Source organism: Streptomyces sp. NPDC001135 (genome assembly GCF_053598395.1).
The window spans coordinates 231,118-256,209 of sequence record NZ_JBSFKD010000001.1; the positions used below are offsets into that span (position 1 = coordinate 231,118).

Sequence of the window (25,092 nt, forward strand, 5' to 3'; positions counted from 1 at the left end):
TGTCGCGTCGGCGGCTGCGACCCCGTGGGTGGTTCTCGCCCCCCTACCCCTTGCTGACAGCCGTCAGGATCTCCGGCAGGCGGGCTGCCGTTCTCGGAGCTGCCAGGCGCAGGCCCATGAGGGTCACCCCCGCGCCGTACGCCGCCCCGACGGGCAGGAGCACCCACACCCAGCCCTTGCCGTCCGCGCTCACGTTCAGCCAGATGGTGAGGGCGATGACGGGGGAGCACAGCAGGGCCGCCGCGACCATGCCGCCGAAGATGGAGATCCAGGCGAGGCCCGCCTGGCCCGGGGCGACGTTCTTGTGGCCCTCCTGGGGGATGGAGTAGGGGAAGCGGGCCGAGGTCCAGGCGCCGGTCGCGAGCATCGCCCCGAGCAGCGCGAAGGACAGGCCCAGGACCTCCGGCAGCCGCGCCCAGGCGCCCAGCAGCGCTGTCGTCAGGACCGTCACGAGCGCCGCGTAGGGCAGGGTGACCAGCAGCAGGGCGAGGGCACGGCCGCGCAGCTCGGCGTAGGCGTCCCGGGGTGAGGAGATGGTCGTGGCGACCATCCAGAAAGCGGAGGTGTCCTGCCCGAACTGGTTGTACATCTGGATGCCCAGCATCCCGGCCGCGAAGCACGCGAAGTAGACCGATCCGGTGCCCTGCACGGCGTTGAACACCGGCACGATCAGCCCGATCGCCAGCGCGGTGACCCAGGCGGCCTTGGTCTTCGGATCCCGCCAGAGGTAGCGCAGGCTGCGTTCCATGACCGTACCCGTGCGGCCCCGCGGCAGCAGCCGTGCGAGCCCGGTGGCCGAGCGGCGGCTGCCCCCGGCATCGGCCGGCTGCAGCGTGGACGCGTCGGGCGCGGTCATCAGCCGGGTGAGGCTCCGTGCCCACCCGGTGATCAGTGCCGCCAGCCCGGCCGCCGCGACGGCGAGCTGGGCGAGCGCGATGCCGTACGACCCCTCGCTCGCCGCGCGCACCGCCGCCACCGCCGACGCGGGCGGCACCCAGGACAGCACGTCCGCGACCGGCTGCAGAGGCCGCAGCCCGGCCGAACCCAGGTGCTGGGCGCCGAAGTTGACCAGCTGCGCCCCGACCGCGATCACCAGCCCGCTCAGTACGGCGAGATCGCGGCCCTTCCTGCTGGTCAGCAGCCGTACGTTGGCCGTGGCGACGGCCCGGGCCAGCGCCACGCAGACCAGCAGGGAGAGGCCGACGGCGACGACGGCGCAGAGAAGGCCCGCCGCGCCGTGCGCCAGGGACAGCGCGCAGCCCGCGAGGACCAGCAGGGTGAACAGCGGACCGGTGCCGACCAGGGAGGCCGCGAGCAGCGCCCGGACCAGCGGCCGGGGGCGCAGCGGAAGCATCACCAGCCGGGTCGGGTCCAGCGTCTCGTCGCCGGTCGGGAAGAACAGCGGCAGCACCGCCCAGCCCAGCGCCAGTACGGCTGTTCCCGGTACGGCGACGGCGTCGGCGTGCGGGTGCCCGCGCAGCGCCAGCAGTCCCAGCAGTTGCAGCAGCGCGAACAGGACCGCGACGACCGCCGAGGCGACGAACGCGGCCCGCCGGCCCCCGGACTGCCGCAGCCCGCCCCGCAGCAGCGACAGTTTCAGCCGGACGAGGGTGGAGGTGAGGCCCGTCATCGGGCCGCCCCGCCGCCCAGCCAGTCCAGATCGGATCCGGTGTCCCGGCCGCTCGCCCCGACCAGCTCCAGGAACGCCCCCTGGAGCGTGGGATGCGCGCCGCGCACCTCGGTCAGCGGGCCGGTCGCGCGGATCCGCCCGGCCGCCAACACGGCCACCCAGTCGCACAGCGACTCGACCAGCTCCATGACGTGGGAGGAGAAGACGACGGTGGCTCCGGATGCCGTGTACCGCTCGAGGACGCCCCGGATGGTCTGCGCGGACACCGGGTCGACGCCCTCGAACGGCTCGTCGAGGAAGAGCACGTCGGGATTGTGCAGGAGGGCGGCGGCGAGTCCGATCTTCTTGCGCATGCCGGTCGAGTAGTCGACGACGAGCTTGTGCTGGGCGCCGGCCAGGTCGAGGACGTCCAGCAGCTGGGTGGCCCGCTTGTCGACCTCGGCCCCCGGCATCCCGCGCAGCCGCCCCGCGTACCCGAGCAACTCCCGCCCCGACAGCCGCTCGAACAGCCGCAGCCCCTCGGGGAGGACCCCGATCCGCGCCTTGACGGCCACCGGATCCCGCCACACGTCATGACCGACGACCTCGACGGTCCCGGCATCGGGGCGCAGCAACCCCGTCACCATGGACAGCGTCGTGGTCTTCCCGGCCCCGTTGGGCCCGACCAGCCCGATGAACTTCCCTGCGGGCAGATCGAGATCGATCCCGCCGACGGCGACTTGCTGCCCGAACTGCTTCCAGAGCCCTCGAACGCGTACTGCGGCTTCGGTCATGCATGCACAGTACGGGTGGCCGCGGGTTCCCGGGGGCGCGGGGAACCGCGCACGTCACCGGTCCCGGCCGCACGCATACGCGAGGGGTGAGATCAACTCCTCCGCGTCCGGCAACCACCGGTTCGCCGGGGTGGGCCGGCAGGCCCACTGCACCGCCCCACGGGACCCGAACCGGGTGGGCGGCGCGGCCACATAGGCCCCCTCGCCCAGGGCGACCAGATCCAGGGACGGAAGCGACCACCCCAACTTCCGCACCAGGTCCGGGACCTTCGCCGACGCCCCGGGCAGTACGAAGAAGTTCATCCGCCGGTCCGGGCTCAGCGTGACCGGTCCCAGGGTCAGCTCCATCCGCTCCATCCGGGCGAGAGCCAGAAATCCCGCGCTCTCCGGGACGGACAACGCGTCGAACGTCCGCCCCGTCGGCAGCAGGATCGACGCCGTCGGCTGCCGCTGCCACATCCGGCGGGCGACGGTCGCGCTGCCGGTCGCCTGGGTCGCCCAGTCGGGGCGCGCGGGGTGCGCACCCGGCGCAGGGCAGGAAGCGTCGCTGCACGAGCAGCGCTGCTGGCCGGCGACCGCTTCCAGCCAGGTGCCCGGGAACACGTCCCAGTGCCGTTCCTCGGCGTAGCGTACGGCGGTCTCCAGCAGCGATTCCCCGCGTTGCTGCGGAATCTGACCGGCAATCTGAGTGTTCTGGGCGCCCGCGATCGTCTCTTCCACGCCCCTCTCAACTCCCGCGTCCACCTGGAGTTACGGCTGCGGTGCGCGCGGGGGTGGAGCATCGGTTCCGCAGTCGGGGCGCATGGGTGCACGGGTGGGGGCGCGCGGGAGGAAGCACGGGGTGGGCTGGGTAGCCAGGGATGGGGTTGGCGGCCGTCGTTACCCCGGCAAACCGCACATGTCGCGCATTGACGGTATGTCAGCTGGGCAGTGATCTTTCCGGAACCGGTCACGTCCAGGGGATCGCAACGCAGGGGGTAGTACATGGCCGCAAGGCCTCTCGTGGCGAGGCAGCCGAACGAACGGCTGCAGGCGCTCATCCAGGAAGCGGGGTGCTCGAACGCCGGGCTGGCCCGGCGGGTCAACATGTGCGGTGCCGAGCACGGCCTCGACCTGCGCTACGACAAGACGTCCGTGGCCCGCTGGCTGCGCGGTCAGCAGCCGCGGGGCCGGGCCCCGGCGATCATCGCGGAGGCGCTCGGGCGCAAGCTCGGCCGTACGGTCACGATCGACGAGATCGGCATGGCCAACGGCAAGAACCTCGCCTCGGGGGTCGGTCTCCAGTTCTCGCCGACGGTACTGGGGGCCATCGAGCAGGTCTGCGAGCTGTGGCGCAGCGACGTGGGGCGCCGGGACTTCCTGTCCGGCTCCTCCGTCGCCGCCTCCGCGCTGGTCGAGCCCAGCCGCGACTGGCTGATCTCGGCGCCGGACGCCCAGGTGGCCCGGCAGGCCGGACCGCGGGTGGGGCAGGCCGACGTGGCGGCCGTACGGTCCATGACCCAGGCGCTGACCGACCTCGACCACCAGTACGGCAGCGGGCATGTCCGCCCGGTCGTCGTGCACTACCTCAACAGCGTCGTCTCCGGGCTGCTCGCGGGCTCGTACCGGGAGACGGTCGGCCGGGACCTGTTCGCGGCCGTGTCCCGGCTGACCGAGCTGGCGGGCTACATGGCGGTGGACACCGGGCAGCCGGGGCTGGCCCAGCGGTACTACATCCAGTCGCTGCGGCTCGCGCAGGCCGCCGGGGACCGCGGGTACGGCGGTTACGTCCTGGCCGCGTCCATGAGTCACCTCGCCGCGCAGCTCGGGAACCCGCGCGAGATCTCCCAGCTGGCGCGGGCCGCGCAGGAGGGGGCGCGGGGGCACGTGACCCCGCGCGTGGAGGCGATGTTCCACGCGGCCGAGGCGCGCGGGCACGCCCTGCTCGGTGACGCCCGCGCGGCGCAGGCGTCCATCGCGCGGGCGGTGACGGCCATGGAGCAGGCCGACGACTCGCGTGACGACGACCCGGTGTGGATCCGGCACTTCGACGAGGCGTATCTGGCCGACGAACTGGCGCACTGCCACCGCGACCTCGGGCAGGCCGAGCAGGCGGCCCGGTACGCCGAGCAGTCGCTGGCCGGGCACCCCGAGACCCGGGTCCGCCGGCGTGCCATCGGTCATGTGCTACTGGCCACGGCCCAGGTGCAGCAGCGCGAGATCGAACAGGCCTGCAGCACGGGCCTGAAGGCGGTGGAGCTGCTGGAGTCGCTGCGTTCCAACCGGGGCGCGGAGTATCTGGAGGATCTGCAGCAGCGCCTGGAACCCTTCCGGGAGGAGGCGGTGGTACGGGAGTTCGGGGCGCGCCTCGATCTCCAGCAGGCAGCGTGAACGCCGGCCCCGCGGTGGCGTGAACGCACGGCGAACGGCATCCGGCGCCGTACGCGGTGCCGCGTGACGTGCCATGTGCAGCGCGCCGCGGGGCGGATGTGTTACCGCTGTCACAGGGAAGAAGATCGCGCCTTGAGCTGCGTGGCACCCGGCTCGGGGGACCCGGTAGCGTGAGCCCGATTCACAAGGTCCCCCATTGGTAGGAGTCCCGGTGACGCAGAGTGGACGGGGCGAGGAGCCCTCGGCGCAGCCCGCGCGCGAAGGCATCGTGCTGCCCTCCGACGGAGGCGAGCCCTTGCTGCCCGGCATGACCGGCGCGCCCGCCCCCGCCGCCCCGGCCGGCGGCCAGGCCTGGGGCGGCTCCTGGGGGCCCGGGCAGCAGGCGCCCCAGCAGGGGCAGGGCTGGCCCCCGGCGGCGGCCCAGCAGTGGCACACCCAGGACGCCCCGGACCAGCAGCTCCCGGCCGGGAACCCCGGCCCGCTCCCCCCGGAGGGCGCCCCGGCCCCGTCGTACGGCGGCCCGACGCCGTCGTACGACCACCCCGGCGCCCAGGGCGGCGGCTACGGCGCCGGCCAGCAGCCCGGGTACGGCACCCCGGCGCCGTACCAGCAGCAGCACCAGAACCAGCAGCACCCGCAGCCGCCTGCCGCCGCCGCGCCGCTTCCGCCGGCCGTCCCGGGGGCCTATCCGGCCGCCGGTGCCCCGCTGCCCCCGGCGGCCGACGGCGCCACCCAGTACATCCCGCCGGTCCAGGCCGCTCCCGCCGACGAGGGCGCGACGCAGTACATACCGCCCGTACCGGCGGCCCACGCCGAGGGTGCCACCCAGTACCTGCCGCCGGTTCCGGCCGCGGCGGACGAGGGTGCGACCCAGTACATCCCGCCGGTGGCCTCCGGAGCGCTGCCGCCCGAGTCGGCCGGCGAGGAGACGCGGTATCTCGGCCAGGTCCCGCCGCGGCAGGCGCCGGCGCCCGTGCCGTCCGACGCGGAGGCCACCCAGTACATCCCGCCGTACGCCGCGCAGGCGCAGGGTGTGGACCGGCAGCCGCCGGCCGAGTTCGACAGCCTCTTCCGCGGCGGCCCGGCGGGCGGTGACGGCCCGGCCGGGGCCACCCAGCAGCTTCCGCGCGTCCAGCAGCCGGACGCCCACCCCGGCCCGGCGCAGCCGTCGTACGGCTCGCAGCAGCCCTCGTACGGCGCCCCCCAGCCGTCGTACGAGGGCGACTACGACGACGACCGGCCCCGCGGCCGCTCGCGGGTGCCGCTGATCGCCGCCGTCGGTGTCGGCATCGTCGTCATCGGTGTGGGCGCCGGCGTGCTGCTCAGCGGCGGTGGCGGCAAGGACCAGGGCAACGACGGCAAGACGGTCGCGGCCGCCTCCCCGGCCCCCGGCCAGGGCTCCTCCGCGCCCGCCGCCGACCCGGCCCGCCAGCAGGCGGTCGAGCTGGACAAGCTGCTCGCCGACAGCGGCAGCAGCCGCGCCTCGGTGATCGGGGCGGTGGCCGACGTGAAGAACTGCGACAACCTCGACCAGGCCGCCTCCGACCTGCGCGCCGCGGCCGGGCAGCGCAGCGGACTGGTCACCCGGCTCGGCAAGCTGAGCGTCGACAAGCTGCCGGCCAACGGCGACCTGACGGCCGCGCTGACCAAGGCCTGGCAGGCGTCCGCCGCGGCCGACAACCACTACGCGGCCTGGGCCGGTCAGGCCAAGGGGCGCAAGGTCTGCCGCAAGGGCCACGCCCGCGTCACGGACGAGACCCGGGCCGGCAACCGGCAGAGCGGCACCGCCAGCGCGCAGAAGGTGAAGGCGGCGGCGCTGTGGAACGCGATCGCGCGGAAGTACGGCCTGACCCAGCGCCAGCCCACCCAGCTGTGACCGGGCCGTGGGCCGGGCCGCGACCCGGCCCCGAGGGACGCGCCGGCGGGCGTCACTGCACGTCGGCGTTCTCCAGCGTCTGCGTCATGTCGGTGGTCCCGCCCCGGCCGCCGATGCCCTTGCGGGCCTCGACCAGGCTGCCGTTGTGGACCACCTGGAGGGTGACGTCGGCGTTGACCAGCCGCGGGAAGCCGACCGAGGCGAGCTTTCCCTCGTAGGGCCAGCTCAGGGTCGGGGTGAGACCGCCGGTGGAGACCCGCAGGCCGTCGTTGAGGGTGCGCCGCACGCTGTCGGAACTCATCTCGCCGTCCCCGATCTTGTCCAGTACGGCCTTCAGCACGGTGTAGGCGATCCAGGTGGTCTGCACTCCGGCGTCCGCGGGGTCGATGCGGTTGTCGCCGAAGGCCTCCTCGTTGATCACCTTCTTCATCGGGTCCCACCGGGCGTCGGACGCCGGCGGATACCAGCCGGTGATGTACGCCCCCTCGTACGGCCCCGACGCACCCCCCGTGGCGTTGATCACGGTCTGGTCGACGCTGCCGAGCACGGTCCCGAGCCGTACCCCGGGGTAGTTCTCGCGTGCCCGCCGGAAGGAGTCCATGAAGGTGTCGGTGCGGTCGCCGAGCGCGGGCACCACGCAGCCCTTCCTCAGTACGTCCTTGGTGGCGTACCGCAGCGCCTGATCGGCCTGGTCGCCGTACTCGGTGGCGTCCTCGGCGGCGAGGTGGTCGCCCGCGTTCGCGTGTCTGCCCTCCTTCAGGCCGGAGTCGAGCAGTACGGGCAGCTCGTCGCCGGCGATGCTGTCCGGGCGGACCAGGGCGACGTTGCCGCAGGTGTCGGCGAGGGCCCTGCCGAGCCCGGCGAGCAGGGCGGGCTGGCCGCCGTTGACCGGGTACGACATCTGGCCGGTGAACTCGTCGTTGGTGACGCCGTAGCCGCCGATGTAGGGGATGCCGGCGCCTTCCAGCGGGGCGAGGTAGGAGTCGCCGAACTGGCTGTAGGAGCCGACGACCGCGACCACCTTCTCGTGGGCCGCGCGCCGGGCGCACTTGGCGGCGCCGACGCTGTCGTTGTTGTCGTTGCAGGTCAGGACCTGCAGTTTGTGGCCGTTGATGCCGCCGTGCGCGTTGATCCACCGGGCGTAGGCGAGGGCCATCGCGGGCATGCCCGGCTTGTTCGTGGCGTCGGTGTCCTGCGGGGCCCAGGTCATGACCTTGACCGGGTCGTCCCCGACGCCCCCCGTGACGCCGGGGACGACCCCGCACCCGGCGGTGAGCGACGCACACAGGGCCACAGCGCCGGCGGACAGCACGGTGGCTCTGCCGGGGCGGAGGGTCGAGTGGAGGAACGTACTAGCGGTGCGTCGCCTGCCGGTCATGTACACGCACGATTCCCTCACACCGCTAACCGGAGAGTGATCCCAGGTCAACGAAGGGTGACACCCAGGTGAATTGCGGGGGGTGGTGAGGCTGGTGTGACGGGGAACGTACGATCGATGACCGTGCAAGGTTCGGAGAACTCTTCCCGTCGCGGCCGTCGCTCCTCCACCATGGGCGGCATGCCCCTAAGCGACATGCCGTGGTGGCGCTGGCGCAGCAATGTGCGCTCGGCGCTGCACATGCTCTCCGACCCGGTGTTCCAGCGCGACGTCTGGCTGGCCGGCGTGGACGGGTACGGCGACGTCACCGACGCCGTCTACCGACTGGTGGAGGACACCTGGCTGGACAACTGGTCCGCGGAGAAATACGTCGGCACGATATTCCGGGACTCGCAGGAGGCGGCACTCGTCGACACCGCCGTGCTGCGGGTGCTGCGGATCATGCACCAGGTCGGGCCGGACGCGCCGGTCGCCGCCTATCTCGACCACCAGGGGTGGCCGGAGGCGGTGCGGGCGGCGCGGGACGCGCACCTGCGCCTCGCGGCGAGCGACGGGGACGATCCCGACACCCCTCCCCGGAGCCTCGAGGTGCTGCGGATCATGACGAGGACCGCTTAGGCGGGGGTCGAGCATCTCGGGCCGGCGTCCGGCGCCGGGGGCTGTGCCCGCCCGTCCCGTCCTGCGGGACGACTGCCCACGGCGGGCGGCCGGCGTGAGAACCTGTAGGGCATGAACGAGCAGTCCGCGTCCGTCGCCGCACCGGCCGACCAGTACGTCCTCACCCTCTCCTGCCCGGACAAGCAGGGCATCGTGCACGCCGTGTCGAGCTATCTGTTCATGACCGGCTGCAACATCGAGGACAGCCAGCAGTTCGGCGACCGTGACACGGGTCTGTTCTTCATGCGTGTCCACTTCTCGGCGGAGGCGCCGGTGACGGTGGAGAAGCTGCGGGCGAGCTTCGCGGCGATCGGTGACTCCTTCCACATGGACTGGCAGATCAACCGGGCCGACGCGAAGACGCGCATCCTGCTGATGGTCAGCAAGTTCGGGCACTGCCTGAACGACCTGCTGTTCCGGGCCCGGACCGGTGCGCTGCCGGTGGAGATCGTGGGCGTGGTCTCCAACCACACCGATTTCGAAGAGCTGGTGGGGTCTTACAACATTCCCTTCCACCACATTCCGGTCACCAAGGACACCAAGGCGGAGGCTGAGGCGAAGCTGCTGGGCATCGTGCGCGAGCAGGGTGTCGAACTGGTCGTCCTCGCCCGCTACATGCAGGTCCTCTCCGACGACCTGTGCAAGCAGCTCAGCGGCCGGATCATCAACATCCACCACTCCTTCCTGCCGAGCTTCAAGGGCGCGAAGCCGTACCACCAGGCGCACGCCAGGGGGGTCAAGCTCATCGGGGCGACCGCGCACTACGTGACCGCCGACCTGGACGAGGGGCCGATCATCGAGCAGGAGGTCGAGCGGGTGGGGCATGACGTCACACCGGACCAGCTGGTCGCGATCGGGCGGGACGTGGAGTGCCAGGCGCTGGCGCGGGCCGTGAAGTGGCACGCGGAGCGCAGGATCCTGCTGAACGGGCGCCGTACGGTGGTGTTCGCCTAGGGGGTTTCGGTCGCGGGGTGGCGCGGGTCCGTCGCGGCCGTGTCCGGGAGGACCGATCGGCGCCGCGGAAACCGCCGCCTTCGTACCGCCGTTGCCCACGGCGCCCGGTGACGGCTATGCCGGGACGGTGAAGTAGTGGGCGAACGCCGGGACGATCTCCGGCTCGCCCACCAGGCCGTCGCCGTCGGTGTCCAGTGCGGCGGCGACCGTCCGGGCGATCTCCTGCGGCACATGGAAGACCCGCAGCACGCGTACGGTCTCCTCGACCGTGGCCCGGCCGTCGTCGTCGGTGTCCGCGACGGCCAGGGCCGCGTGCAGGAACGGGCGGGCGATCTCGGCGAAGCGTTCGGGGTTGTCGCGCAGGCGCTTGACCGCGCCGGTGACGAACTCCTCGCGGGTGATGCGCTGGTCGCCGTCCCGGTCCGCGATCCCGGCCATGCCCTGCCAGAACGCCTCCGCGCCGGCGTACAGCGCCTGTCCCTTGTCGGAGCGGGCGGTGACGGAGAACTCGGCGAGCAGCGCCTTGGCCGCCGAACTGAAGTCCTCGCGGTCGATCCAGCCGTTGCCGTCCTGGTCGAAGGTGGCGAACCGGGCGGCGATCCTGCGTTCGTACTCGGTGCTGACCATGTCTGTTCGGGCCGCCTTACGTGTGCGTCGTACGGATACGTCGTACGGGTCGTCCAAGGGGTGCGTCGCGCGGGTGCGTGACGGACCTGGCGGGAGCGTATGACGGAGACGGCCGCCGGACGGCGGGAATCCGGCGGTTGTGCCAAGACCGGGGGAATTCCGCGACAACAGTGTGGTCTTGTCGCGAGGACTCCGGTGGCTCTCATGCGGACAGCGGGTCCGCCTCGTCGGTCGTCGCGGCCTCCAGATCGGGCCGGACGTCGAAGAGGCGGCGGACCCCGAGTGCGCCGAGGACCCGGTTGACGTGCGAGCCGTCGTCGGCGCCCCGGTCGGGCAGGATGAGCCTGAGGCTGCCTTGGCAGGAGCGGATGAGCCTGCGGGCGGCGATGAGGACGCCGACCCCGCTGGAGTCGCAGAAGAACACGTCGGAGAGGTCCACGACCAGGCTGTGATGCCCCTCAGCGACGACGTCGTGCACCCGTTGGCGCAGCACCGGCGAGGTCATCAGGTCCAGTTCCCCGGACACCCGGAGCACGGCCCACTCGCCCTGTTCGACGCCGGTCACGTTGAATGCCACGTCCCTGCCCCTCCGCTCGCCGGAACTCCCGGAACCGCCCGGAAACGGAAGCAGTTCCTACGCTTGCTTCCGCGCGGCTGCCCAGCGGCCGTTCCCTGAAACGTCGAGCAGCAAACCGGACGCGATCAACAAGGGTCTTATTTCGGTCACTACCGATCCTGTTCGATCAGGCATGCACACGGTTTGTGTGAAGGTTGTGTGAAAAGGGCACTATCACCAGCGGCGCTTCGGGGGGCGCGCATTGACACAAAGGGGCGTGCCCTGTCAGAGGTGCCGACTACATTCGGGAAGACGGTGCCGACAGGCTGGACGGGCCGGACACGGGTGAGGGGAGGGGACCGCATGGCCACGAAGGACGTACCGCCCCGCGGGGACCGCAAGATGCAGCAGCGGCTCGCCCGCGGCGAGGCAGCCGCCCTGGGTGAGATGTACGACCGGTTCGCCTCGCTCGTGCACGGCCTCGCCCACCGCGTCCTCGGTGACGAGAAGGCCGCCGACACCCTCACCCGCGAGGTCTTCGCGCACCTGTGGGAACACCCCGAGACCTACGACCCCCGGAAGGGGCCGCTGCGCACCTGGGTCGCCGGGGTGACCCACCGGCTCGCCGTGCAGCGGCTGCGCGACAGCGAGACCGCGGCGCTGCCGCGGGACGGCGGCTCCGTGGCGGAGCTGGAGCGCAAGGTGCGCCGCGCCTCGGTCGCCGCCCGCGCCGACTACATCGTCCACTCCATGCCCGCCCCGCTGCGCCGCGCCCTCGACCTGGCCTACTTCCAGCGCCGCGACTACCGCCAGACCGCCGCCGACCTCGGTGTCACCGAGGACGAGGCCCGCCGCCGGCTCCGCCTCGGCCTGCAACTGCTCTCCACCGCCCACGACGCCGGGACGCCGCCGGGACACGGAGGTGCGGTGTGAGCGGAGCGGGAGGGTTCGAGGCACCCGACGAGCACGGCGGACAGGGGGAGGACAAGCCGCGCGAGGGGTGCGAGGGCGCCGACGGCCGGGGTGACAAGGGACACACCGGTGACGGCACCGGTGGCTCGGGACGGGACCCGGACGGCACCGGCGGGCCCGACCCGGACCGGCCCGCGCGCATACCGACGCCCCGCGCCTCCGTCGAGGACAGCGGGCTGCCGCTGCCCGACCCCGCCCCCGTGCCGCTCGACCTGCCGCACGACGTCCTGAAATCGCTCCTCGGCGCCTGGGCGCTGGCCGCCTGCTCGGCAGCGGAGACCGCGGCCGTCGAGGACCACCTGGGCTCGTGCGGCGGCTGCGCCGACGAGGCCCGCCGGCTGCGCGAGGCGGTCGGCCTGCTGCACCAGCCGGAGAGCCTCGACCTGGACCCCGGGCTGCGCGCCCGCGTTCTGGAGAGCTGCCTGGAGCGCCGCCCGCCGCGGATACCTCTGCCGGAGTGGGCGGCGCCGTACGACGCCGAGACCGCCCGGCTGGACGCCCTGCTGCAGGACTTCGGGTACGCGGAGTGGCACGCGCCGGTACGGCTGCGGTGGTTCGCGGCCGACGCGGCGCAGAGCCGTCGTACGACCGTGGCCGGGGTGATCGCGCACCTGCTGTCCGTGGACGGGCTGATCGCCGTCGCACTCGGCCTGGAGGACCCGCTGACCGAGGCCGCCGGGGCGGCGGCACGGCACGCGTCGGGCCCGGTCGCGCGTACCGAGGCGTACTGGCGGACCTCCCGCTTCCCGCCCACCGGCTCGGTGCGCGGGCCCTGGCGGGAGCAGAGCCACGGCCTGGTCCGGACGGTGTCCTTCACGGGCGGCCACGCGGACGGATTCGCGGTGTCGTACGGCGACTTCGAACTGCCGCTGCACGACGCGATGCTGGACCGGGCCTTCGAGTGCTGGATCCACGCCGAGGACATCGCGGAGGCGGTGGACTACCCGTACGAGCCGCCCGCGCCCCGTCACCTGAACAGGATGATCGACCTCGCGGCCCGCATGCTGCCCGCCGCGCTCGCGGAACGCCGTCAGCAGGGGCTGGCCTCGCCCGCCCGGGGACGGCACCTGGGCCTCGCCGGTGAACCCGGCCGCAGCCTGCGCCTGGAGATCGAGGGCTCGGGCGGCGGCGAGTGGCTGATCCCCCTGGACTCACCGGCGGCACTGGGCTCCGCGGACCTGGAGGTGGCCCATGTGGCGCTCGACGGCACGGAGTTCTGCCGGCTGGCGGCGGGCCACATTCCTCCGGAGGAGGCAGCGGCGGGTCAGGTCGGGGACCGGGAGGCGATCAGGGATGTGCTGTTCGCCGCCGCGAACCTGAGCCGGATGTAGGGGCCGGTCGCTCCGAAGGCGAGGCCGCGGCTCAGACCTGCCACCGACCACCGGCGGTTCAGCGGACGACCGGCACGGCCGCCCGGTGTGACCGGGCGCAAGAGCCGTCCCGAACCGTCGGGCATGACCCGGCATGTCCCGTAGGGCGGGCGGCCGGCTGGCGGCGCGCGGGAGAGGAGGCTGCGCGGCAAGTGCCGTGCGAGCCGGGTCCACTTCCGGTCGGACGGATCACCCGGGCCCGCACCGGCCGGAACGGAACCCGTGCGGCTCAGTCCCGCGAGCCGTCGGGCACCCCTTGGGCGAGCGGCCGGGAAAACCGCTCCCGCAGCTTGTACTTCAGCACCTTGCGCAGGGTCTCGTTGCGCGGCAGCGCCTGGACCACCTCCAGCCGCTCGGGCAGCTTGTGCACGGACAGGCCCGCCGAGCGCAGGTACGAGACGACGTCCGGCAGGGTCAACCCGTCGGCGTCGGGCGGCTGTTCCACCACCGCGCAGACCAGTTCCCCCCGTTCCGCGTCCGGCAGGCCGATCACGGCCGCGTCGGCCACCGACGGATGCGCGGCGAGCAGGTCCTCGATCTCCTTGGCCGAGATGTTCTCGCCCTTGCGGATGATCACGTCCTTGAGGCGGCCGGTGAGGACCAGATGGCCCGAGTCCGTGACACGGCCCAGGTCCCCGGTGCGCAGGAAGCCGTCGGCGTCGAAGGCGGCGGCCGTCTGCGCGGGATCCAGATAGCCCTGGCAGACGGCCTCGCCGCGCAGCCGGACCTCGCCGTCGACGATCCGGATCTCCATGCCGGCCGGGGGACGCCCCTCGGTGGTGGCCAGGTTCTCCGGGGTGTCCCGCGGATCGCCCATGGTGATCATCGGGACCTCGGTCATGCCGTAGCCGTGGGTGAGCTGGACGCCCATCTCGCGGACCACGCAGTGGTAGACCTCGGGGGGCTTCGGTGCGCCGCCGCCCGCGAGCAGGCGCAGGGACGGGATGAGCTTCTCGCCCGGCTGTTTGCGCTGTTCGGCCAGGAACATGGAGTAGAAGGCCGTGGAGCCGCCGGCCACCGTCACCTGGTGCCGCCGGTACTGCGCCAGTGCCTCCGGCAGCGCGAAGTGCTCGAACATCACCGCCGGGAAGCCGTACAGCAGTAGCATCACCGTGTAGTCGGGGCCCGCTATGTGGGCGTACGGGAAGGCCATCGAGCCGACGTCGTCCGGCCTCAGGCGCAGGGCGTGGGCGAGGCAGGAACCCCCGGCGATCAGGGAGCGGTCGCAGTGCAGCACGCCCTTGGGGTCGGAGGTGGTGCCCGAGGTCCAGTAGATCCAGCGGACCGAGGTGCCCTCCGCGGGCGGGGCGGGCAGCACGGACGGGTCGCCGTCGGGGAGGGTGTCGTACGCCTCGAAGATCCCCCTCGCCCCCAGCCGGCGGGCCGCGTCGGTGTGGTCGTGCCCCCGCCACACACCCGGGACCGCGAAGAACTCCGCCTTCGACTCCCTCAGCGCGAAACCGACCTCCCGGTCCCGGTAGAAGGGGATCACGGGGGACTGCACGGCGCCCAGGCGGGCCAGCGCGAAGGACAGCAGGGCGGTCTCGATGCGGGTGGGCAGCTGCCAGGCGACCACCGTGCCGGGGCGCACGCCCATGCCGTACAGGCCGGCCGCCACCCGCTCGGCACGCGTGCGCAGCTCGCCGAAGGTGAGGGAGCGGTCCTCCTGGAGCAGCACCGGGCGGTCGGGGGTGAGGGCCGCGCGGCGGACGACCAGGTCCCACAGAGTGCGGGCGGAACCCAGGGAGTGCGGGGTCTCGTTCACGGATGCCCCCTGACTGTCTTGGCTGACGCACCGTCAGCTGTCATGCTATCTGACGGGTCATCAGATAAGTAGCCGTCCGGCTGCTGTCCGACGGAGGGGAACGCGAGGGGAACCATGACCGAACTGCCCCGCATCATCAGCGTCGACGACCATGTGATCGAACCCGCCCACCTCTTCGAGACCTGGCTGCCGTCCAGGTACCGGGACCGGGGGCCCAAACCGCTGACCGCCGGAATCGGGGAGCTGGCCTACGTCGGCGGCACCTACCGGATCACCATGGACCCGGCGGGCCAGCCGACGGACTGGTGGATCTACGAGGACCTGAAGTTCCCGTACAAGCGCAACATCGCCGCCGTCGGCTTCGACCGGGACGAGATGACGCTGGAGGGGATCACGAGGGAGCAGATGCGGCGCGGGTGCTGGGACCCGAAGGCCCGCCTCGCGGACATGGACCTCAACCACGTCGAGGCCAGCCTCTGCTTCCCGACCTTCCCCCGCTTCTGCGGACAGACCTTCGCCGAGGCGCACGACAAGGAGGTCGCCCTCGCCTGCGTGCGCGCCTACAACGACTGGATGGTGGAGGAGTGGTGCGGGGACAGCGGCGGCCGGCTCATCCCGCTGTGCCTGATCCCGCTGTGGGACGTGACGCTGGCCGTCGCCGAGATCCGGCGCAACGCCGCGCGCGGGGTGCGGGCGGTGACCTTCTCCGAGATCCCCACCCACCTGGGGCTGCCCTCCATCCACTCCGGCTACTGGGACCCGTTCTTCGCGGCCTGCCAGGAGACGGGCACGGTCGTCAACATGCACATCGGCAGCAGCTCGCAGATGCCGGCCGCCTCCCCGGACGCCCCGCCCGCCGTCCAGGCCTCGCTCAGCTTCAACAACGCGATGGCCTCGATGACGGACTACCTCTTCAGCGGGGTCCTGGTGAAGTTCCCGTCCCTCAAACTCGCCTACTCCGAGGGGCAGATGGGCTGGATCCCGTACGCCCTGGAACGCGCCGACGACGTCTGGGAGGAACACCGTGCCTGGGGCGGGGTCAGGGACCTGATCCCGGAACCGCCGTCGACGTACTACTACCGGCAGATCTTCTGCTGCTTCTTCCGCGACAAGCACGGGGTCGCGTCGCTGGATGTGGTCGGCAGGGACAACGCCACCTTCGAGACCGACTACCCGCACGTCGACTCGACCTTCCCGCACACCAAGGAGGTCGCCCTCGACCATGTGAAGGGCCTTGACGACGAGACGGTCCACAAGCTGATGCGGGGCAACGCCATCCGCATGCTGGACCTCGACCTGGACCGCTAGTGGACCTCTCCTACACGCCCGAGGAGGAGGAGTTCCGGGGCCGGCTGCGGGAGTGGCTCGCCAAGGTGCTCCCCACCCTCCCCGCCAAGCCGTCCCCGGACGACTGGCCCGCGCGCAGGGCGTACGACCTCGGCTGGCAGCGGATGCTGTACGACGCCGGGTACGCCGACGTCCACTGGGACGCCTCGCCGACCACCCGGCTGATCTTCCTGGAGGAGACCGAGAGGGCGGGCGCGCCCTATGTGGGGGCCGGTTTCGTCGGACTGCTGCACGCCGGCCCGACGATCGCCGCCGAGGGCACTCCCGGGCAGCGGGCGCGCTGGCTGCCGCCGATCCTGCGCGGCGAGGAGGTGTGGTGCCAGGGGTTCAGCGAACCGGACGCCGGCTCCGACCTCGCCGCGCTGCGCACGCGCGCGTGGCGCGACGGCGACGACTACGTGGTCACCGGGTCCAAGATCTGGACCTCCCACGCCGAGGTCGCCGACTGGTGCGAACTGCTGGTCCGCACCGATCCGGACGCGCCCAGGCACAAGGGGATCACCTGGCTCGCGATGCCCATGGACGCGCCGGGCATCACCGTACGGCCGCTGCGCACGCTGGCCGGGTCGGCGGAGTTCGCCGAGGTGTTCCTGGACGAGGTCCGGGTGCCGGTGGCCCACCGGGTGGGAGCGGAGAACGACGGCTGGCGCGTGACCATGGTGACCCTGTCCTTCGAGCGTGGCACGGCCTTCGCCGGCGAGGTCGTCGCCTGCCGCCGGGTCCTGCGCGAACTCGCCCGGACCGCACGGGACAACGGCCGCTGGGACGACGCCGTACTGCGCCGCCGGCTCGGGCGGCTGGAGGCGGAGTTCCGGGCGTTGTGGCGGCTGACCCAGTGGAACGTGAGCGAGGCGGAGGCGAGCGGCCGAGTGCCGGGCGCCGGCGGCTCGGTCTTCAAGCTCCGCTACTCACACGCCCGCCAGGAGCTGTACGACACCGCGGCCGACGTACTCGGCCCGGACGGCCTCGACCTGGACCGCCCCTGGACTCTCGACCGCCTGTCGTCCCTGGCGTACACGATCGCCGCCGGCACCTCACAGATCCAGCGCACCATCGTGGCGGAACGGATCCTCGGTCTGCCGAAGGGGCCGAGCGGGTCCCCGGGCCGTCCGGAGGGGAGATGAGCGTGCGTTTCCAACTGAGCGGTGACCAGCGCGCGTTGCAGGCCGGCGTACGCCAGTTGCTGGACCGGCGGTTCGGGCGGGAGGCGTTGCGTGCGGCCGTCGACGCGCCGGGGCGGCTGGACCGGCGGCTGTGGCGGGCGCTCGGGGACGCGGGGTTCTTCGCCCTGCGGCTGCCCGAGGCGGACGGCGGGGTCGGACTGGGCCTGCCGGAGGCGGTACTGGCCTTCGAGGAGGCGGGCCGGGCGCTCCTGCCCGGCCCCCTCGTCGCCACCCACCTGGCGGCCGGTACCGTCCCGGGCGCGGCCACCGGCGAGACGGTCGTGACAGCCGTGGACGGGGAACTGGTGGAGTGGCTGGAGACGGCGGACGTGGTGCGGGGCGACGCGGCCGGGGCGACCGCGCTGCGCTCGGTGGACCCGCTGACGCCCCTGCACCGCGTGGCCGCGGGCCGCCGGCCCGGGCGAGCGAACCGGCCCGCGGCCGGCACCGGCACGTCCGCCGGCACCGGCACCCACAACCTCGTAGCCGGTCTCCTCACCGCGGCGGAACAACTCGGCACAGCCACGCGCGTGACCGAGCTCGCCGTCCAGCACGCCCGCACCCGCGAGCAGTTCGGCCACCCCATCGGCGCCTTCCAGGCCGTCAAGCACCTGTGCGCGGACCTCCTGGTGCGTACCGAAACCGCCCGCGTCGCCGTCTACGCCGCCGCCGTCACCGCCGACCCGGCGGACGTCGCCGCCGCCCGCCTGCTCGCCGACGAGGCCGCCGTACGCGGCGCCCGCGACTGCCTCCAGGTGCACGGCGGCATGGGGTTCACCTGGGAGGCGGACGTCCATCTGCACCTGAAACGGGCCTGGGTCCGGGCCCGCCGTGGCGGGGGGAGCACGGAGAGTGAGGAGTTGCTCGCCGCCGGCCTGACGGCCTGAAGGGTTGGCAGCGCTCTGGACTGCACCCGCACCAAAGCCTTGGCCCAAGATGTCGCGGATCGTGGCATGCCGATATCACGGAGCGTCGATACCGGGTTGTGTCCTTCATGGGACTCGTCACGACCCGGAGTCGGGGGTCCGCTCCGGTACCTTGTGTGGGATGCGAGTGGCTGTGAGTACGAGCCGGACCGGCAAAGCCTCTGGGGCGATGCCGTATCGCACGGTGCGCGCCGCTGCTCGCGGGGCGGTTGCCGCTTCGGCCGCCGCCTGTTCGACTCCCCGGGACGAGCGTCGCACAGTATGCCGCAGGCGTACTCCTTCGCGCTGGAATATGCCCGAAGCGCTTGTTGGGGTGACTGTACGTCAACCATGCTGTCGCGTAAGGGACTCACGTTCCGTGACCCTTGCTCTGGCCGTTGTCCTGGCCATGCAGAAAATGGCTACGATCGTGGCCCTCGTGATCGTCGCCGCGGCCCCGGCCGTGGCGGCCGGTCGGCGTGGGGTCATGTGTCCGCCGGTTCGGATGGTGTGAGCGGTGCAGGTGCTTCAAGTGCAGCTGGAGATCCGGCCCGACCCCACGGAGGTGGGACGGGCGCGGAGATGGGCCCGCTCACGGCTCGCGGGGCTGGGAATAGCTGCCGACGAGCCGCTGGCCGAGACCCTGATCCTGCTGGTCTCCGAGCTGGTGACCAACGCCGTGGTGCACACCGGTCACACGGCCGTACTACGGCTCTCCCTGCCCGGCACGGCGGCCGGCACGACCGATCCGGCCGTGACCGCCGATCCCGACGGGACCCCCGGTCCGGTCGCGGCCCCTGAGCCCGCCGCGACCGCCGAACCCGCCGTGGCGACCGGTCCGCCCGTTGCCGCCGACGCCGCCGGGGCGATGCGTTCCGCCGGGGCCGCGGACGCCGGCGAGCCGCCCGCGGTGGCCACGGTGCGGGTCGAGGTGGCCGACCGTTCCTCCCGCGCCCCCGTGCCGCGCTGCGTCGGCGGTGACGCCACCGGCGGCCGTGGCCTGGCCCTCGTGGACTGCCTGGCCGACCGCTGGGGCTGGAGCCCGGAAGGCGCCGGCAAGAGCATCTGGTGCGAGCTGGACCGCTGTTCGCAGTCTGCGGAGAGCGCAGCGATGGCGTACGAGGGCGGAGCGTCCGCGTACGAGGGTCTCGCCTTCGAGGCGGTGTAGTACCCGGCGCGGTGGTGCGCCGGGGATGCATCCGTGCGCGGGGTGCCGCGAACAGGGCTTACGCAACACATCCCCGTACCGGCGTTGACGACCCGTGACGACCTGATCACGCTGGTGGGCGACGATTCGCCGCGAGGGGACGGCGAGGGCCCGGGCGACGGCGGTCCTCGTCGAGTGTGGGTCGCACCCGGTGGGCGGCGCGTGCGCGCGACCGTGGGGGGAGGCGCGCCGCCGGCCGGTCCGGGCAGGGCCACGGGTTTCTCAGAGGACGGCCACGGGTGCCACCGGTGTCCCCGTCGCGCCGACGAACGGCTCGGGCGTCGCCGACAGCAGGAACGCGTACCGCCCCGCTTCTCCACAGGCTGTGGACAACTCTTCGAGATTCCAGTTCTGGCCCTGGAGCATCCCCATCTCCACCAGATCCAGGGCGTGCACGGGCAGCCACAGATTCTCCGTCTCGGGCGGAAATATCTCAAAAGTGAGCGTGTCGTTCGCGACCGCCGCCACATCGCGCGCGTGGAACCACTCCGGCGTGCGCAGGGACAAGCCCGGTGACGGATAGCCGTACCCGTGCTTGTCCCCGGCCAGATACAGCTGGACCTGCCCGGTGCGGACGAGTACGACGTCCCCCGCCCGGACGCGCACCGCGCCGAACTCCTCCGCCGCCTCCAGATCCTCCGGCGTGACCGCGTGACCCCCCTCCAGTCGCTCCACACCCCGCGCGCGCGCCACGTCCAGCAGCACCCCGCGCGAGACGACGTGCCGCGCCTTGTCGATCCCGCTGAACTCGGCACCGCCGTGCGCGGTGACCGTGTGCGCCGGGCGGCCGTTGTAGAGCTTCCCGGAGTACGAGACATGGGCGAGGGCGTCCCAGTGGGTGCCCGCCTGCAGGCCCATGGTCACCGTGTCGTCACTGCACGCCACCGTGCCCGGCCCGAACAGCTCCTGGTTGATCTGCACCATCGCGTGCAGCGGATTGACACGGCCCGGGATCACGCCGGTCTGCACCCCGTCCTGCTGGAGCGGGAGCGCGAGGGGGACGCGGCGGCCGGTGCGGATACCGGCGGCGGCCCGCCGCACCACCTCGTCCGTGATCAGGTTCAGGGTCCCGATCTCGTCATCCGCCCCCCAGCGCCCCCAGTTGTTCACGCGTTCGGCGATCTCATGGAACTCGGCGGGCAGCGACATCGGCCCTCCCCGGGGCTTGTCTCCGACTGTCTGACGGGTCATAAAATCTAACGGTCCGTCAGAAACAGCGGGAAGGGGCCGGCCGTGGGGAACTTCTTGGCAGGGAAGGTCGTCGCCGTGACGGGCGCCGGACGCGGGATCGGCCGGGCGGTCGCGCTGGCCGCCGCCGCCGAGGGGGCGAAGGTCGTCGTCAACGACTACGGCGTCTCCGTGGACGGGGCCTCGCCCACGAGCGAGGTCGCCGAGGCGGTCGTCAAGGAGATCGAGGCGGCGGGCGGCGAGGCGGTCGCGGTCGCCGACGACATCTCCACGATGGCGGGCGGGCAGCGGGTGGTGGACGTCGCGTCGGCGGCGTACGGCCGGCTGGACGGGGTCGTGTGCGTGGCCGGGATCCTGCGCGAACGCATGCTGTTCAACATGACCGAGGAGGAGTGGGACCCCGTGGTCGCCACCCATCTGAAGGGCACGTTCACGGTGTTCCGGGCGGCGTCCGCGGTGATGCGCAAGCAGCGGTCCGGCACGCTGATCGGCTTCACCAGCGGCAACCACCAGGGATCGGTGTCCCAGGCCAACTACAGCGCGGCCAAGGGCGGGATCATCTCGCTCGTCCGCAGCGCGGCTCTCGGCCTGCACAAGTACGGGGTGACCGCGAACGCGGTGGCGCCGGTGGCTCGTACACGCATGTCCGCCAACGTCCCCATGGAGCTGACGGAGATCGGCGAGCCGGAGGACGTGGCCGCGCTGGTGGTGTACCTGCTGTCCGACGGGGCCGCCGCGCAGGGCATCACCGGGCAGGTGTACACCGTCGCGGGGCCGAAGATCGCGGTGTGGGCCCAGCCGCGTGAACTCCGTTCGGTGTACGCGGAGGGGTCCTGGACGCCGGAGCGGATCGCCGAGCTCCTGCCCGGGGCGGTGGGGGTGGATCCGATGCCGATGCTGGTGCGGTTGGCGGCGATGGAAGAGGCGGCGCGGAGTGGGTCCCGGCCGAACGCCTCGTAGCCCGGGGCGCGTTGTGGTTCGGCGGTTGCGGTCGCGGTTGCGGTTGCGGTCGCGGTTGCGGCTGCGCTGTGGTCGCTCGCGCCCACGCGGCGGAGCCGCACATCGGTACAGCCCCGCGCCTTTGCGGCACTCCACCCAAGGGGGTCTTCATGGATTTCGGGTTCAGTCGAGAGGACGAGACGTTCCGCGTGGAGGCTCGCGCCTGGCTTGCGGCGAACTCCATCCCCTCGACAGACCGCCGCACCTGGGAACGCACCCTCGGCGCGGACGGCTGGATCGGCCTCGGCTGGGCGGAGTCGGGACACGGCAACCGGACCGCCACCCTCACCCAGCAGGTCGTCTGGGCCGAGGAATACGCCCGGTCACCCGCACCGCCCCGCTGCGGGCACATCGGTGAGAACCTGCTCGCCCCCACCCTCATCGCCCACGGCACCGAGGAACAGAAGTCCCGCTTCCTGCCCCCGGTCGCGGCCGGTGAGGAGCTGTGGTGCCAGGGGTACAGCGAGCCCGGTGCCGGGTCGGATCTGGCGGGAGTGCGGACGGCTGCCGTACGGGACGGGGACCGTTACCGGGTCAGCGGGCAGAAGATCTGGACCTCGCTCGCCCACGAGGCCGACTGGTGCTTCGTGCTGGCCCGCACCGACCCGGAGTCCAGGCGCCACCACGGCCTCGGTTTCCTGCTCGTCCCCATGGACCAGCCCGGCCGGATCGAGGTCCGCCCCATCCGGCAGATGACCGGCGCCGGCGACTTCAACGAGGTCTTCTTCGACGGGGCGTACGCGCGCGTGGAGCACGTCGTCGGGGGAGAGGGACACGGATGGGAGGTGGCCATGAGCCTGCTGGGCTTCGAGCGGGGGGTCTCCATGCTCGCCCAGCAGATCGGGTTCGCCGAGGAGCTGGGGGCCGTGGTCCGTGCGGCCGAGGACAGCGGAGCGGTCCGTGACCCCGTCGTACGGGCGCGCCTGGTACGGCAGTGGGCCGAGCTGGGGACGATGCGCCGGCACGCCCTGCGCACCCTCGGCGGTTCGGCCGGTCCCGGCGCACCCAGCGTGGCCAAACTGCTGTGGGGCGGCTGGCACCAGCGGCTGGGTGAGCTCGCCGTACAGGTGCGCGGGGCACGCGCCGCCGTCGGACCCGCCGACTGGTCGCCCTCGGCGCCGTACGAACTCGGCGCCGACCAGCACCTGTTCCTCTTCTCCCGGGCCGACACGATCTACGGCGGCTCGGACCAGGTCCAGCGCACGATCATCGCCGAGCGTGTGCTCGGTCTGCCCAGAGAGCCCAAGGGGGCCGTGTGATGCGTGGTGTGGTGTTCGACGGCAGGCGGGTGCGGGTGGTCGACGACCTCGCGGTGCGCGAGCCGGGGGCCGGTGAGGTGCTGGTGGCGGTCGCGGCGGCCGGGCTGTGCCACAGCGATCTGTCCGTGGTGGACGGCACCATCCCCTTTCCGGTGCCGGTGGTGCTGGGGCACGAGGGCGCGGGAGTCGTGGAAGCGGTCGGTGCCGGCGTCACCCATGTCGCGCCCGGCGACCACGTGGCGCTGTCCACGCTCGCCAACTGCGGCACCTGCCCGGAGTGCGACCGGGGCCGGCCGACGATGTGCCGGCAGGCGATCGGGCGCCCCGGGAAGCCGTTCACCCGCGGGAACTCGCCTGTCCACCAGTTCGCCGCCAACTCGGCCTTCGCCGAGCGCACGCTCGTCAAGGCCGTGCAGGCGGTACGGATCCCGAAGGACATCCCCCTGGAGTCCGCCGCGCTGATCGGGTGCGGGGTGCTCACGGGCGTGGGGGCGGTGCTGAACCGGGCGCGGGTGGACCACGGGGACAGCGTCGTCGTCATCGGGGCCGGCGGCATCGGGCTGAACGTGCTGCAGGGCGCGCGGCTCGCGGGAGCGCTCAGGATCGTCGCCGTGGACGCCGATCCGGCCAAGGAGGGGATGGCCCGGCGGTTCGGCGCCACCGACTTCCTGACCTCGGCGCAGGGCGTGCGGGACCTCCTGCCCACGGGCGCCGACCACGCCTTCGAGTGCGTCGGCCGGGTGGAGCTGATCCGGCAGGCGATCGACCTCCTCGACCGGCACGGGCAGGCGGTCCTCCTGGGGGTGCCCCCGGCGACGGCCGAGGCGTCCTTCCTCGTCTCCTCCCTCTACCTGGACAAGTCGGTCCTCGGCTGCCGCTACGGCTCCTCGCGCCCGCAGCGGGACATCGCCCGCTACGCCGAGCTGTACCGGCAGGGGCGCCTGCTGCTCGACGAGCTGGTGACGGCCCTCTACCCGGTGGAGGACTTCGACAAGGCCCGCGCGGACGCGGAGGCCGGGCGGGTGGCCCGCGCGGTGCTCACCTTCTGACGCCGGTACGGAACGTCCTGCGATAGGCGGTCGGTGTCACCCCGAGGGCGTGCTGCAGGTGCTGGCGCATCGACTGGGCCGTGCCGAAGCCCGCCTCGCGGGCCACCTGGTCGATGGACAGGTCGGTGGTCTCCAGCAGGTGCCGGGCACGCTCGACGCGCTGCCGGGTGAGCCACTGGCCGGGACTGACCCCGGCCTCCTCACGGAACCGGCGGGTGAAGGTGCGCACCGACATGGCCTCCTGCTCGGCCATGTCCCGCAGCTGGATCGGCTCGTGCAGCCGGCCCAGCGCCCAGGCGCGGGCGGCCGTGGTCGTGGCCAGCTGCGGGTCGGGCACCGGACGTTCGATGTACTGGGCCTGGCCGCCGTCGCGGTGCGGCGGTACGACCGTGCGCCGGGCGACGTCGTTGGCGACCGCCGCACCGAAGTCGCGGCGCACCATGTGCAGGCACAGGTCGATCCCGGCGGCCACGCCCGCCGAGGTCAGGACATCACCGTCGTCGATGAACAGCACGTCCGCGTCGACCCTGATCCTCGGGAAGAGCCGCTGGAAACGCTCGGCGTCGGCCCAGTGCGTGGTCGCCGGGCGGCCGTCGAGGTGTCCGGCGGCGGCGAGGACGTAGACGCCGGTGCAGATGGAGGCGAGCCGGGTGCCGGGGCGGATGCGGGCGAGGGCGGCGGCCAGTTCGTCGGTGAGCCGGCCCTCCTCGAAGACCGGGCCCAGCTCGTACGACGCCGGGACGATGACCGTGTCGGCCTCGGCGAGCGCCTCCGGTCCGTGGGCGACGTGGATGGCGAAGTCGGCGTCCGTCTCGACCGGGCCGGGCGGCCGTACCGAGCAGGTCACCACCTCGTACAGAGGCCGGCCCCGCCCGTCCTTCGGGCGGCCGAAGATGCGGTGCGGGATGCCCAGCTCGAAGGGCAGCAGGCCGTCGAGGGCGAGGACGACGACCCGGTGCGGACGGAACTCCCCGGAACCACTCATGGCCCGATCCTAGCGAATGCTGTCCTGCGGGCCACTCGATGAGCGCTCATGGAGGCAGGACG

Annotated in this window: 22 protein-coding genes and 1 pseudogene; 14 read left to right on the plus strand and 9 right to left on the minus strand. The window is 72.7% G+C overall.

Features of this window, described 5'->3' with window-relative positions:
• Window positions 1-43 precede the first annotated feature (43 nt).
• The 3 genes from ACWC94_RS01195 to ACWC94_RS01205 are packed head-to-tail and all read right to left on the minus strand — an operon-like array spanning window position 44 to window position 3,123.
• A complete protein-coding gene (locus tag ACWC94_RS01195) occupies window positions 44-1,630 on the minus strand; it encodes a transporter (RefSeq protein WP_450794249.1) in 1,587 nt (528 codons plus the stop codon).
• Window positions 1,627-2,403: an ABC transporter ATP-binding protein gene (locus ACWC94_RS01200; protein ID WP_450794250.1), complete on the minus strand. Its 777-nt coding sequence runs from the start codon at window positions 2,401-2,403 to the stop codon at window positions 1,627-1,629. Before ACWC94_RS01200 ends, ACWC94_RS01195 begins: the two co-directional genes overlap by 4 nt.
• Before the next feature lie 54 nt (window positions 2,404-2,457).
• The gene (locus ACWC94_RS01205; RefSeq protein WP_450794251.1) at window positions 2,458-3,123 is read right to left on the minus strand and encodes a bifunctional DNA primase/polymerase; all 666 of its coding nucleotides are present in this window, start codon (window positions 3,121-3,123) and stop codon (window positions 2,458-2,460) included.
• A gap of 264 nt (window positions 3,124-3,387) precedes the next feature.
• Here ACWC94_RS01205 and ACWC94_RS01210 point away from each other — a divergent pair, with 264 nt between their 5' ends.
• Together ACWC94_RS01210 and ACWC94_RS01215 are read left to right on the plus strand one after the other, a co-directional pair.
• Entirely contained in the window at window positions 3,388-4,773 is a 1,386-nt protein-coding gene (locus ACWC94_RS01210) for a transcriptional regulator (RefSeq protein ID WP_450794252.1), read from the plus strand.
• 211 nt (window positions 4,774-4,984) lie between these two features.
• A complete protein-coding gene (locus ACWC94_RS01215; protein WP_450794253.1) occupies window positions 4,985-6,649 on the plus strand; it encodes a hypothetical protein in 1,665 nt (554 codons plus the stop codon).
• A 52-nt stretch (window positions 6,650-6,701) separates the two neighbouring features.
• Here ACWC94_RS01215 and ACWC94_RS01220 read toward each other — a convergent pair whose 3' ends face one another.
• A complete protein-coding gene (locus ACWC94_RS01220) occupies window positions 6,702-8,027 on the minus strand; it encodes an ABC transporter substrate-binding protein (RefSeq protein ID WP_450794254.1) in 1,326 nt (441 codons plus the stop codon).
• Window positions 8,028-8,144: 117 nt separating this feature from the next.
• On the opposite strand from ACWC94_RS01220, the gene ACWC94_RS01225 reads away from it, so the two are divergent.
• Window positions 8,145-8,645 carry an SCO4402 family protein gene (locus ACWC94_RS01225; protein ID WP_450794255.1) on the plus strand — a complete coding sequence of 167 codons (501 nt, stop codon included), beginning with the start codon at window positions 8,145-8,147 and terminating at the stop codon, window positions 8,643-8,645.
• A 111-nt stretch (window positions 8,646-8,756) separates the two neighbouring features.
• Window positions 8,757-9,638: a formyltetrahydrofolate deformylase gene (gene purU, locus ACWC94_RS01230; protein ID WP_450794256.1), complete on the plus strand. Its 882-nt coding sequence runs from the start codon at window positions 8,757-8,759 to the stop codon at window positions 9,636-9,638.
• A 114-nt stretch (window positions 9,639-9,752) separates the two neighbouring features.
• Here the strand turns inward: purU and ACWC94_RS01235 are convergent, their stop codons facing one another.
• Together ACWC94_RS01235 and ACWC94_RS01240 are read right to left on the minus strand one after the other, a co-directional pair.
• On the minus strand, window positions 9,753-10,265 hold the full coding sequence (locus ACWC94_RS01235; RefSeq protein WP_450794257.1) for an EF-hand domain-containing protein: 513 nt from the start codon (window positions 10,263-10,265) through the stop codon (window positions 9,753-9,755).
• A gap of 202 nt (window positions 10,266-10,467) precedes the next feature.
• Window positions 10,468-10,842, minus strand: a complete 375-nt coding sequence (locus ACWC94_RS01240) for an STAS domain-containing protein (protein WP_450794258.1) — start codon at window positions 10,840-10,842, stop codon at window positions 10,468-10,470.
• 342 nt (window positions 10,843-11,184) lie between these two features.
• Here ACWC94_RS01240 and ACWC94_RS01245 point away from each other — a divergent pair, with 342 nt between their 5' ends.
• A complete protein-coding gene (locus ACWC94_RS01245) occupies window positions 11,185-11,754 on the plus strand; it encodes a sigma-70 family RNA polymerase sigma factor (protein WP_450794259.1) in 570 nt (189 codons plus the stop codon).
• A complete protein-coding gene (locus tag ACWC94_RS01250) occupies window positions 11,751-13,124 on the plus strand; it encodes a zf-HC2 domain-containing protein (RefSeq protein ID WP_450794260.1) in 1,374 nt (457 codons plus the stop codon). The genes ACWC94_RS01245 and ACWC94_RS01250 overlap by 4 nt, the downstream gene beginning before the upstream one ends.
• A 268-nt stretch (window positions 13,125-13,392) precedes the next feature.
• On the opposite strand, the gene ACWC94_RS01255 is transcribed toward ACWC94_RS01250, so the two are convergent.
• Window positions 13,393-14,928, minus strand: coding sequence for a class I adenylate-forming enzyme family protein (locus ACWC94_RS01255; RefSeq protein WP_450794261.1), 1,536 nt, complete (start codon window positions 14,926-14,928; stop codon window positions 13,393-13,395).
• A 114-nt stretch (window positions 14,929-15,042) separates the two neighbouring features.
• On the opposite strand from ACWC94_RS01255, the gene ACWC94_RS01260 reads away from it, so the two are divergent.
• The 5 genes and pseudogenes from ACWC94_RS01260 (at window position 15,043) to ACWC94_RS01280 (ending at window position 19,511) form a co-directional block, all read left to right on the plus strand.
• The gene (locus ACWC94_RS01260) at window positions 15,043-16,236 is read left to right on the plus strand and encodes an amidohydrolase family protein (protein WP_450794262.1); all 1,194 of its coding nucleotides are present in this window, start codon (window positions 15,043-15,045) and stop codon (window positions 16,234-16,236) included.
• Entirely contained in the window at window positions 16,236-17,399 is a 1,164-nt protein-coding gene (locus tag ACWC94_RS01265) for an acyl-CoA dehydrogenase (RefSeq protein WP_450794263.1), read from the plus strand. Before ACWC94_RS01260 ends, ACWC94_RS01265 begins: the two co-directional genes overlap by 1 nt.
• Before the next feature lie 2 nt (window positions 17,400-17,401).
• Complete coding sequence (locus ACWC94_RS01270; protein WP_450794594.1) at window positions 17,402-18,325, plus strand: acyl-CoA dehydrogenase family protein; 924 nt, start codon at window positions 17,402-17,404, stop codon at window positions 18,323-18,325.
• A 550-nt stretch (window positions 18,326-18,875) separates the two neighbouring features.
• A pseudogene (locus ACWC94_RS01275) lies at window positions 18,876-19,082 on the plus strand (ATP-binding protein); the annotation flags it as partial.
• Window positions 19,062-19,511 (plus strand): ATP-binding protein, encoded by a 450-nt coding sequence (locus ACWC94_RS01280; protein ID WP_450794595.1) that lies wholly within the window; start codon window positions 19,062-19,064, stop codon window positions 19,509-19,511. The pseudogene ACWC94_RS01275 and the gene ACWC94_RS01280, both read left to right, overlap by 21 nt.
• A gap of 261 nt (window positions 19,512-19,772) precedes the next feature.
• Here the strand turns inward: ACWC94_RS01280 and ACWC94_RS01285 are convergent, their stop codons facing one another.
• Window positions 19,773-20,699 (minus strand): cyclase family protein, encoded by a 927-nt coding sequence (locus ACWC94_RS01285; protein WP_450794264.1) that lies wholly within the window; start codon window positions 20,697-20,699, stop codon window positions 19,773-19,775.
• An 84-nt stretch (window positions 20,700-20,783) separates the two neighbouring features.
• Between ACWC94_RS01285 and ACWC94_RS01290 the strand changes: the two genes are divergently transcribed.
• From ACWC94_RS01290 to ACWC94_RS01300, 3 genes are all read left to right on the plus strand, one after another.
• A complete protein-coding gene (locus tag ACWC94_RS01290) occupies window positions 20,784-21,698 on the plus strand; it encodes an SDR family NAD(P)-dependent oxidoreductase (protein WP_450794266.1) in 915 nt (304 codons plus the stop codon).
• A 149-nt stretch (window positions 21,699-21,847) separates the two neighbouring features.
• Complete coding sequence (locus tag ACWC94_RS01295; RefSeq protein ID WP_450794267.1) at window positions 21,848-22,996, plus strand: acyl-CoA dehydrogenase family protein; 1,149 nt, start codon at window positions 21,848-21,850, stop codon at window positions 22,994-22,996.
• Window positions 22,996-24,045, plus strand: a complete 1,050-nt coding sequence (locus ACWC94_RS01300; RefSeq protein ID WP_450794268.1) for a Zn-dependent alcohol dehydrogenase — start codon at window positions 22,996-22,998, stop codon at window positions 24,043-24,045. Before ACWC94_RS01295 ends, ACWC94_RS01300 begins: the two co-directional genes overlap by 1 nt.
• Here ACWC94_RS01300 and ACWC94_RS01305 read toward each other — a convergent pair.
• Window positions 24,035-25,030 carry a GlxA family transcriptional regulator gene (locus ACWC94_RS01305; RefSeq protein WP_450794269.1) on the minus strand — a complete coding sequence of 332 codons (996 nt, stop codon included), beginning with the start codon at window positions 25,028-25,030 and terminating at the stop codon, window positions 24,035-24,037. The two genes, ACWC94_RS01300 and ACWC94_RS01305, sit on opposite strands and share 11 nt — an antisense overlap.
• Window positions 25,031-25,092: the final 62 nt, after the last annotated feature.

What these genes read in the sequence shown, in the direction of transcription:
- ACWC94_RS01295 (WP_450794267.1), top strand. Translation starts at nt 21,848, where the DNA reads ATGGATTTCGGGTTCAGTCGAGAGGACGAGACGTTCCGCGTGGAGGCT.
- ACWC94_RS01200 (WP_450794250.1), bottom strand. Translation starts at nt 2,403, where the DNA reads ATGACCGAAGCCGCAGTACGCGTTCGAGGGCTCTGGAAGCAGTTCGGG.
- purU (WP_450794256.1), top strand. Translation starts at nt 8,757, where the DNA reads ATGAACGAGCAGTCCGCGTCCGTCGCCGCACCGGCCGACCAGTACGTC.
- ACWC94_RS01260 (WP_450794262.1), top strand. Translation starts at nt 15,043, where the DNA reads ATGACCGAACTGCCCCGCATCATCAGCGTCGACGACCATGTGATCGAA.
- ACWC94_RS01300 (WP_450794268.1), top strand. Translation starts at nt 22,996, where the DNA reads ATGCGTGGTGTGGTGTTCGACGGCAGGCGGGTGCGGGTGGTCGACGAC.
- ACWC94_RS01220 (WP_450794254.1), bottom strand. Translation starts at nt 8,027, where the DNA reads ATGACCGGCAGGCGACGCACCGCTAGTACGTTCCTCCACTCGACCCTC.
- ACWC94_RS01305 (WP_450794269.1), bottom strand. Translation starts at nt 25,030, where the DNA reads ATGAGTGGTTCCGGGGAGTTCCGTCCGCACCGGGTCGTCGTCCTCGCC.
- ACWC94_RS01225 (WP_450794255.1), top strand. Translation starts at nt 8,145, where the DNA reads ATGACCGTGCAAGGTTCGGAGAACTCTTCCCGTCGCGGCCGTCGCTCC.
- ACWC94_RS01195 (WP_450794249.1), bottom strand. Translation starts at nt 1,630, where the DNA reads ATGACGGGCCTCACCTCCACCCTCGTCCGGCTGAAACTGTCGCTGCTG.
- ACWC94_RS01285 (WP_450794264.1), bottom strand. Translation starts at nt 20,699, where the DNA reads ATGTCGCTGCCCGCCGAGTTCCATGAGATCGCCGAACGCGTGAACAAC.
- ACWC94_RS01210 (WP_450794252.1), top strand. Translation starts at nt 3,388, where the DNA reads ATGGCCGCAAGGCCTCTCGTGGCGAGGCAGCCGAACGAACGGCTGCAG.
- ACWC94_RS01235 (WP_450794257.1), bottom strand. Translation starts at nt 10,265, where the DNA reads ATGGTCAGCACCGAGTACGAACGCAGGATCGCCGCCCGGTTCGCCACC.
- ACWC94_RS01245 (WP_450794259.1), top strand. Translation starts at nt 11,185, where the DNA reads ATGGCCACGAAGGACGTACCGCCCCGCGGGGACCGCAAGATGCAGCAG.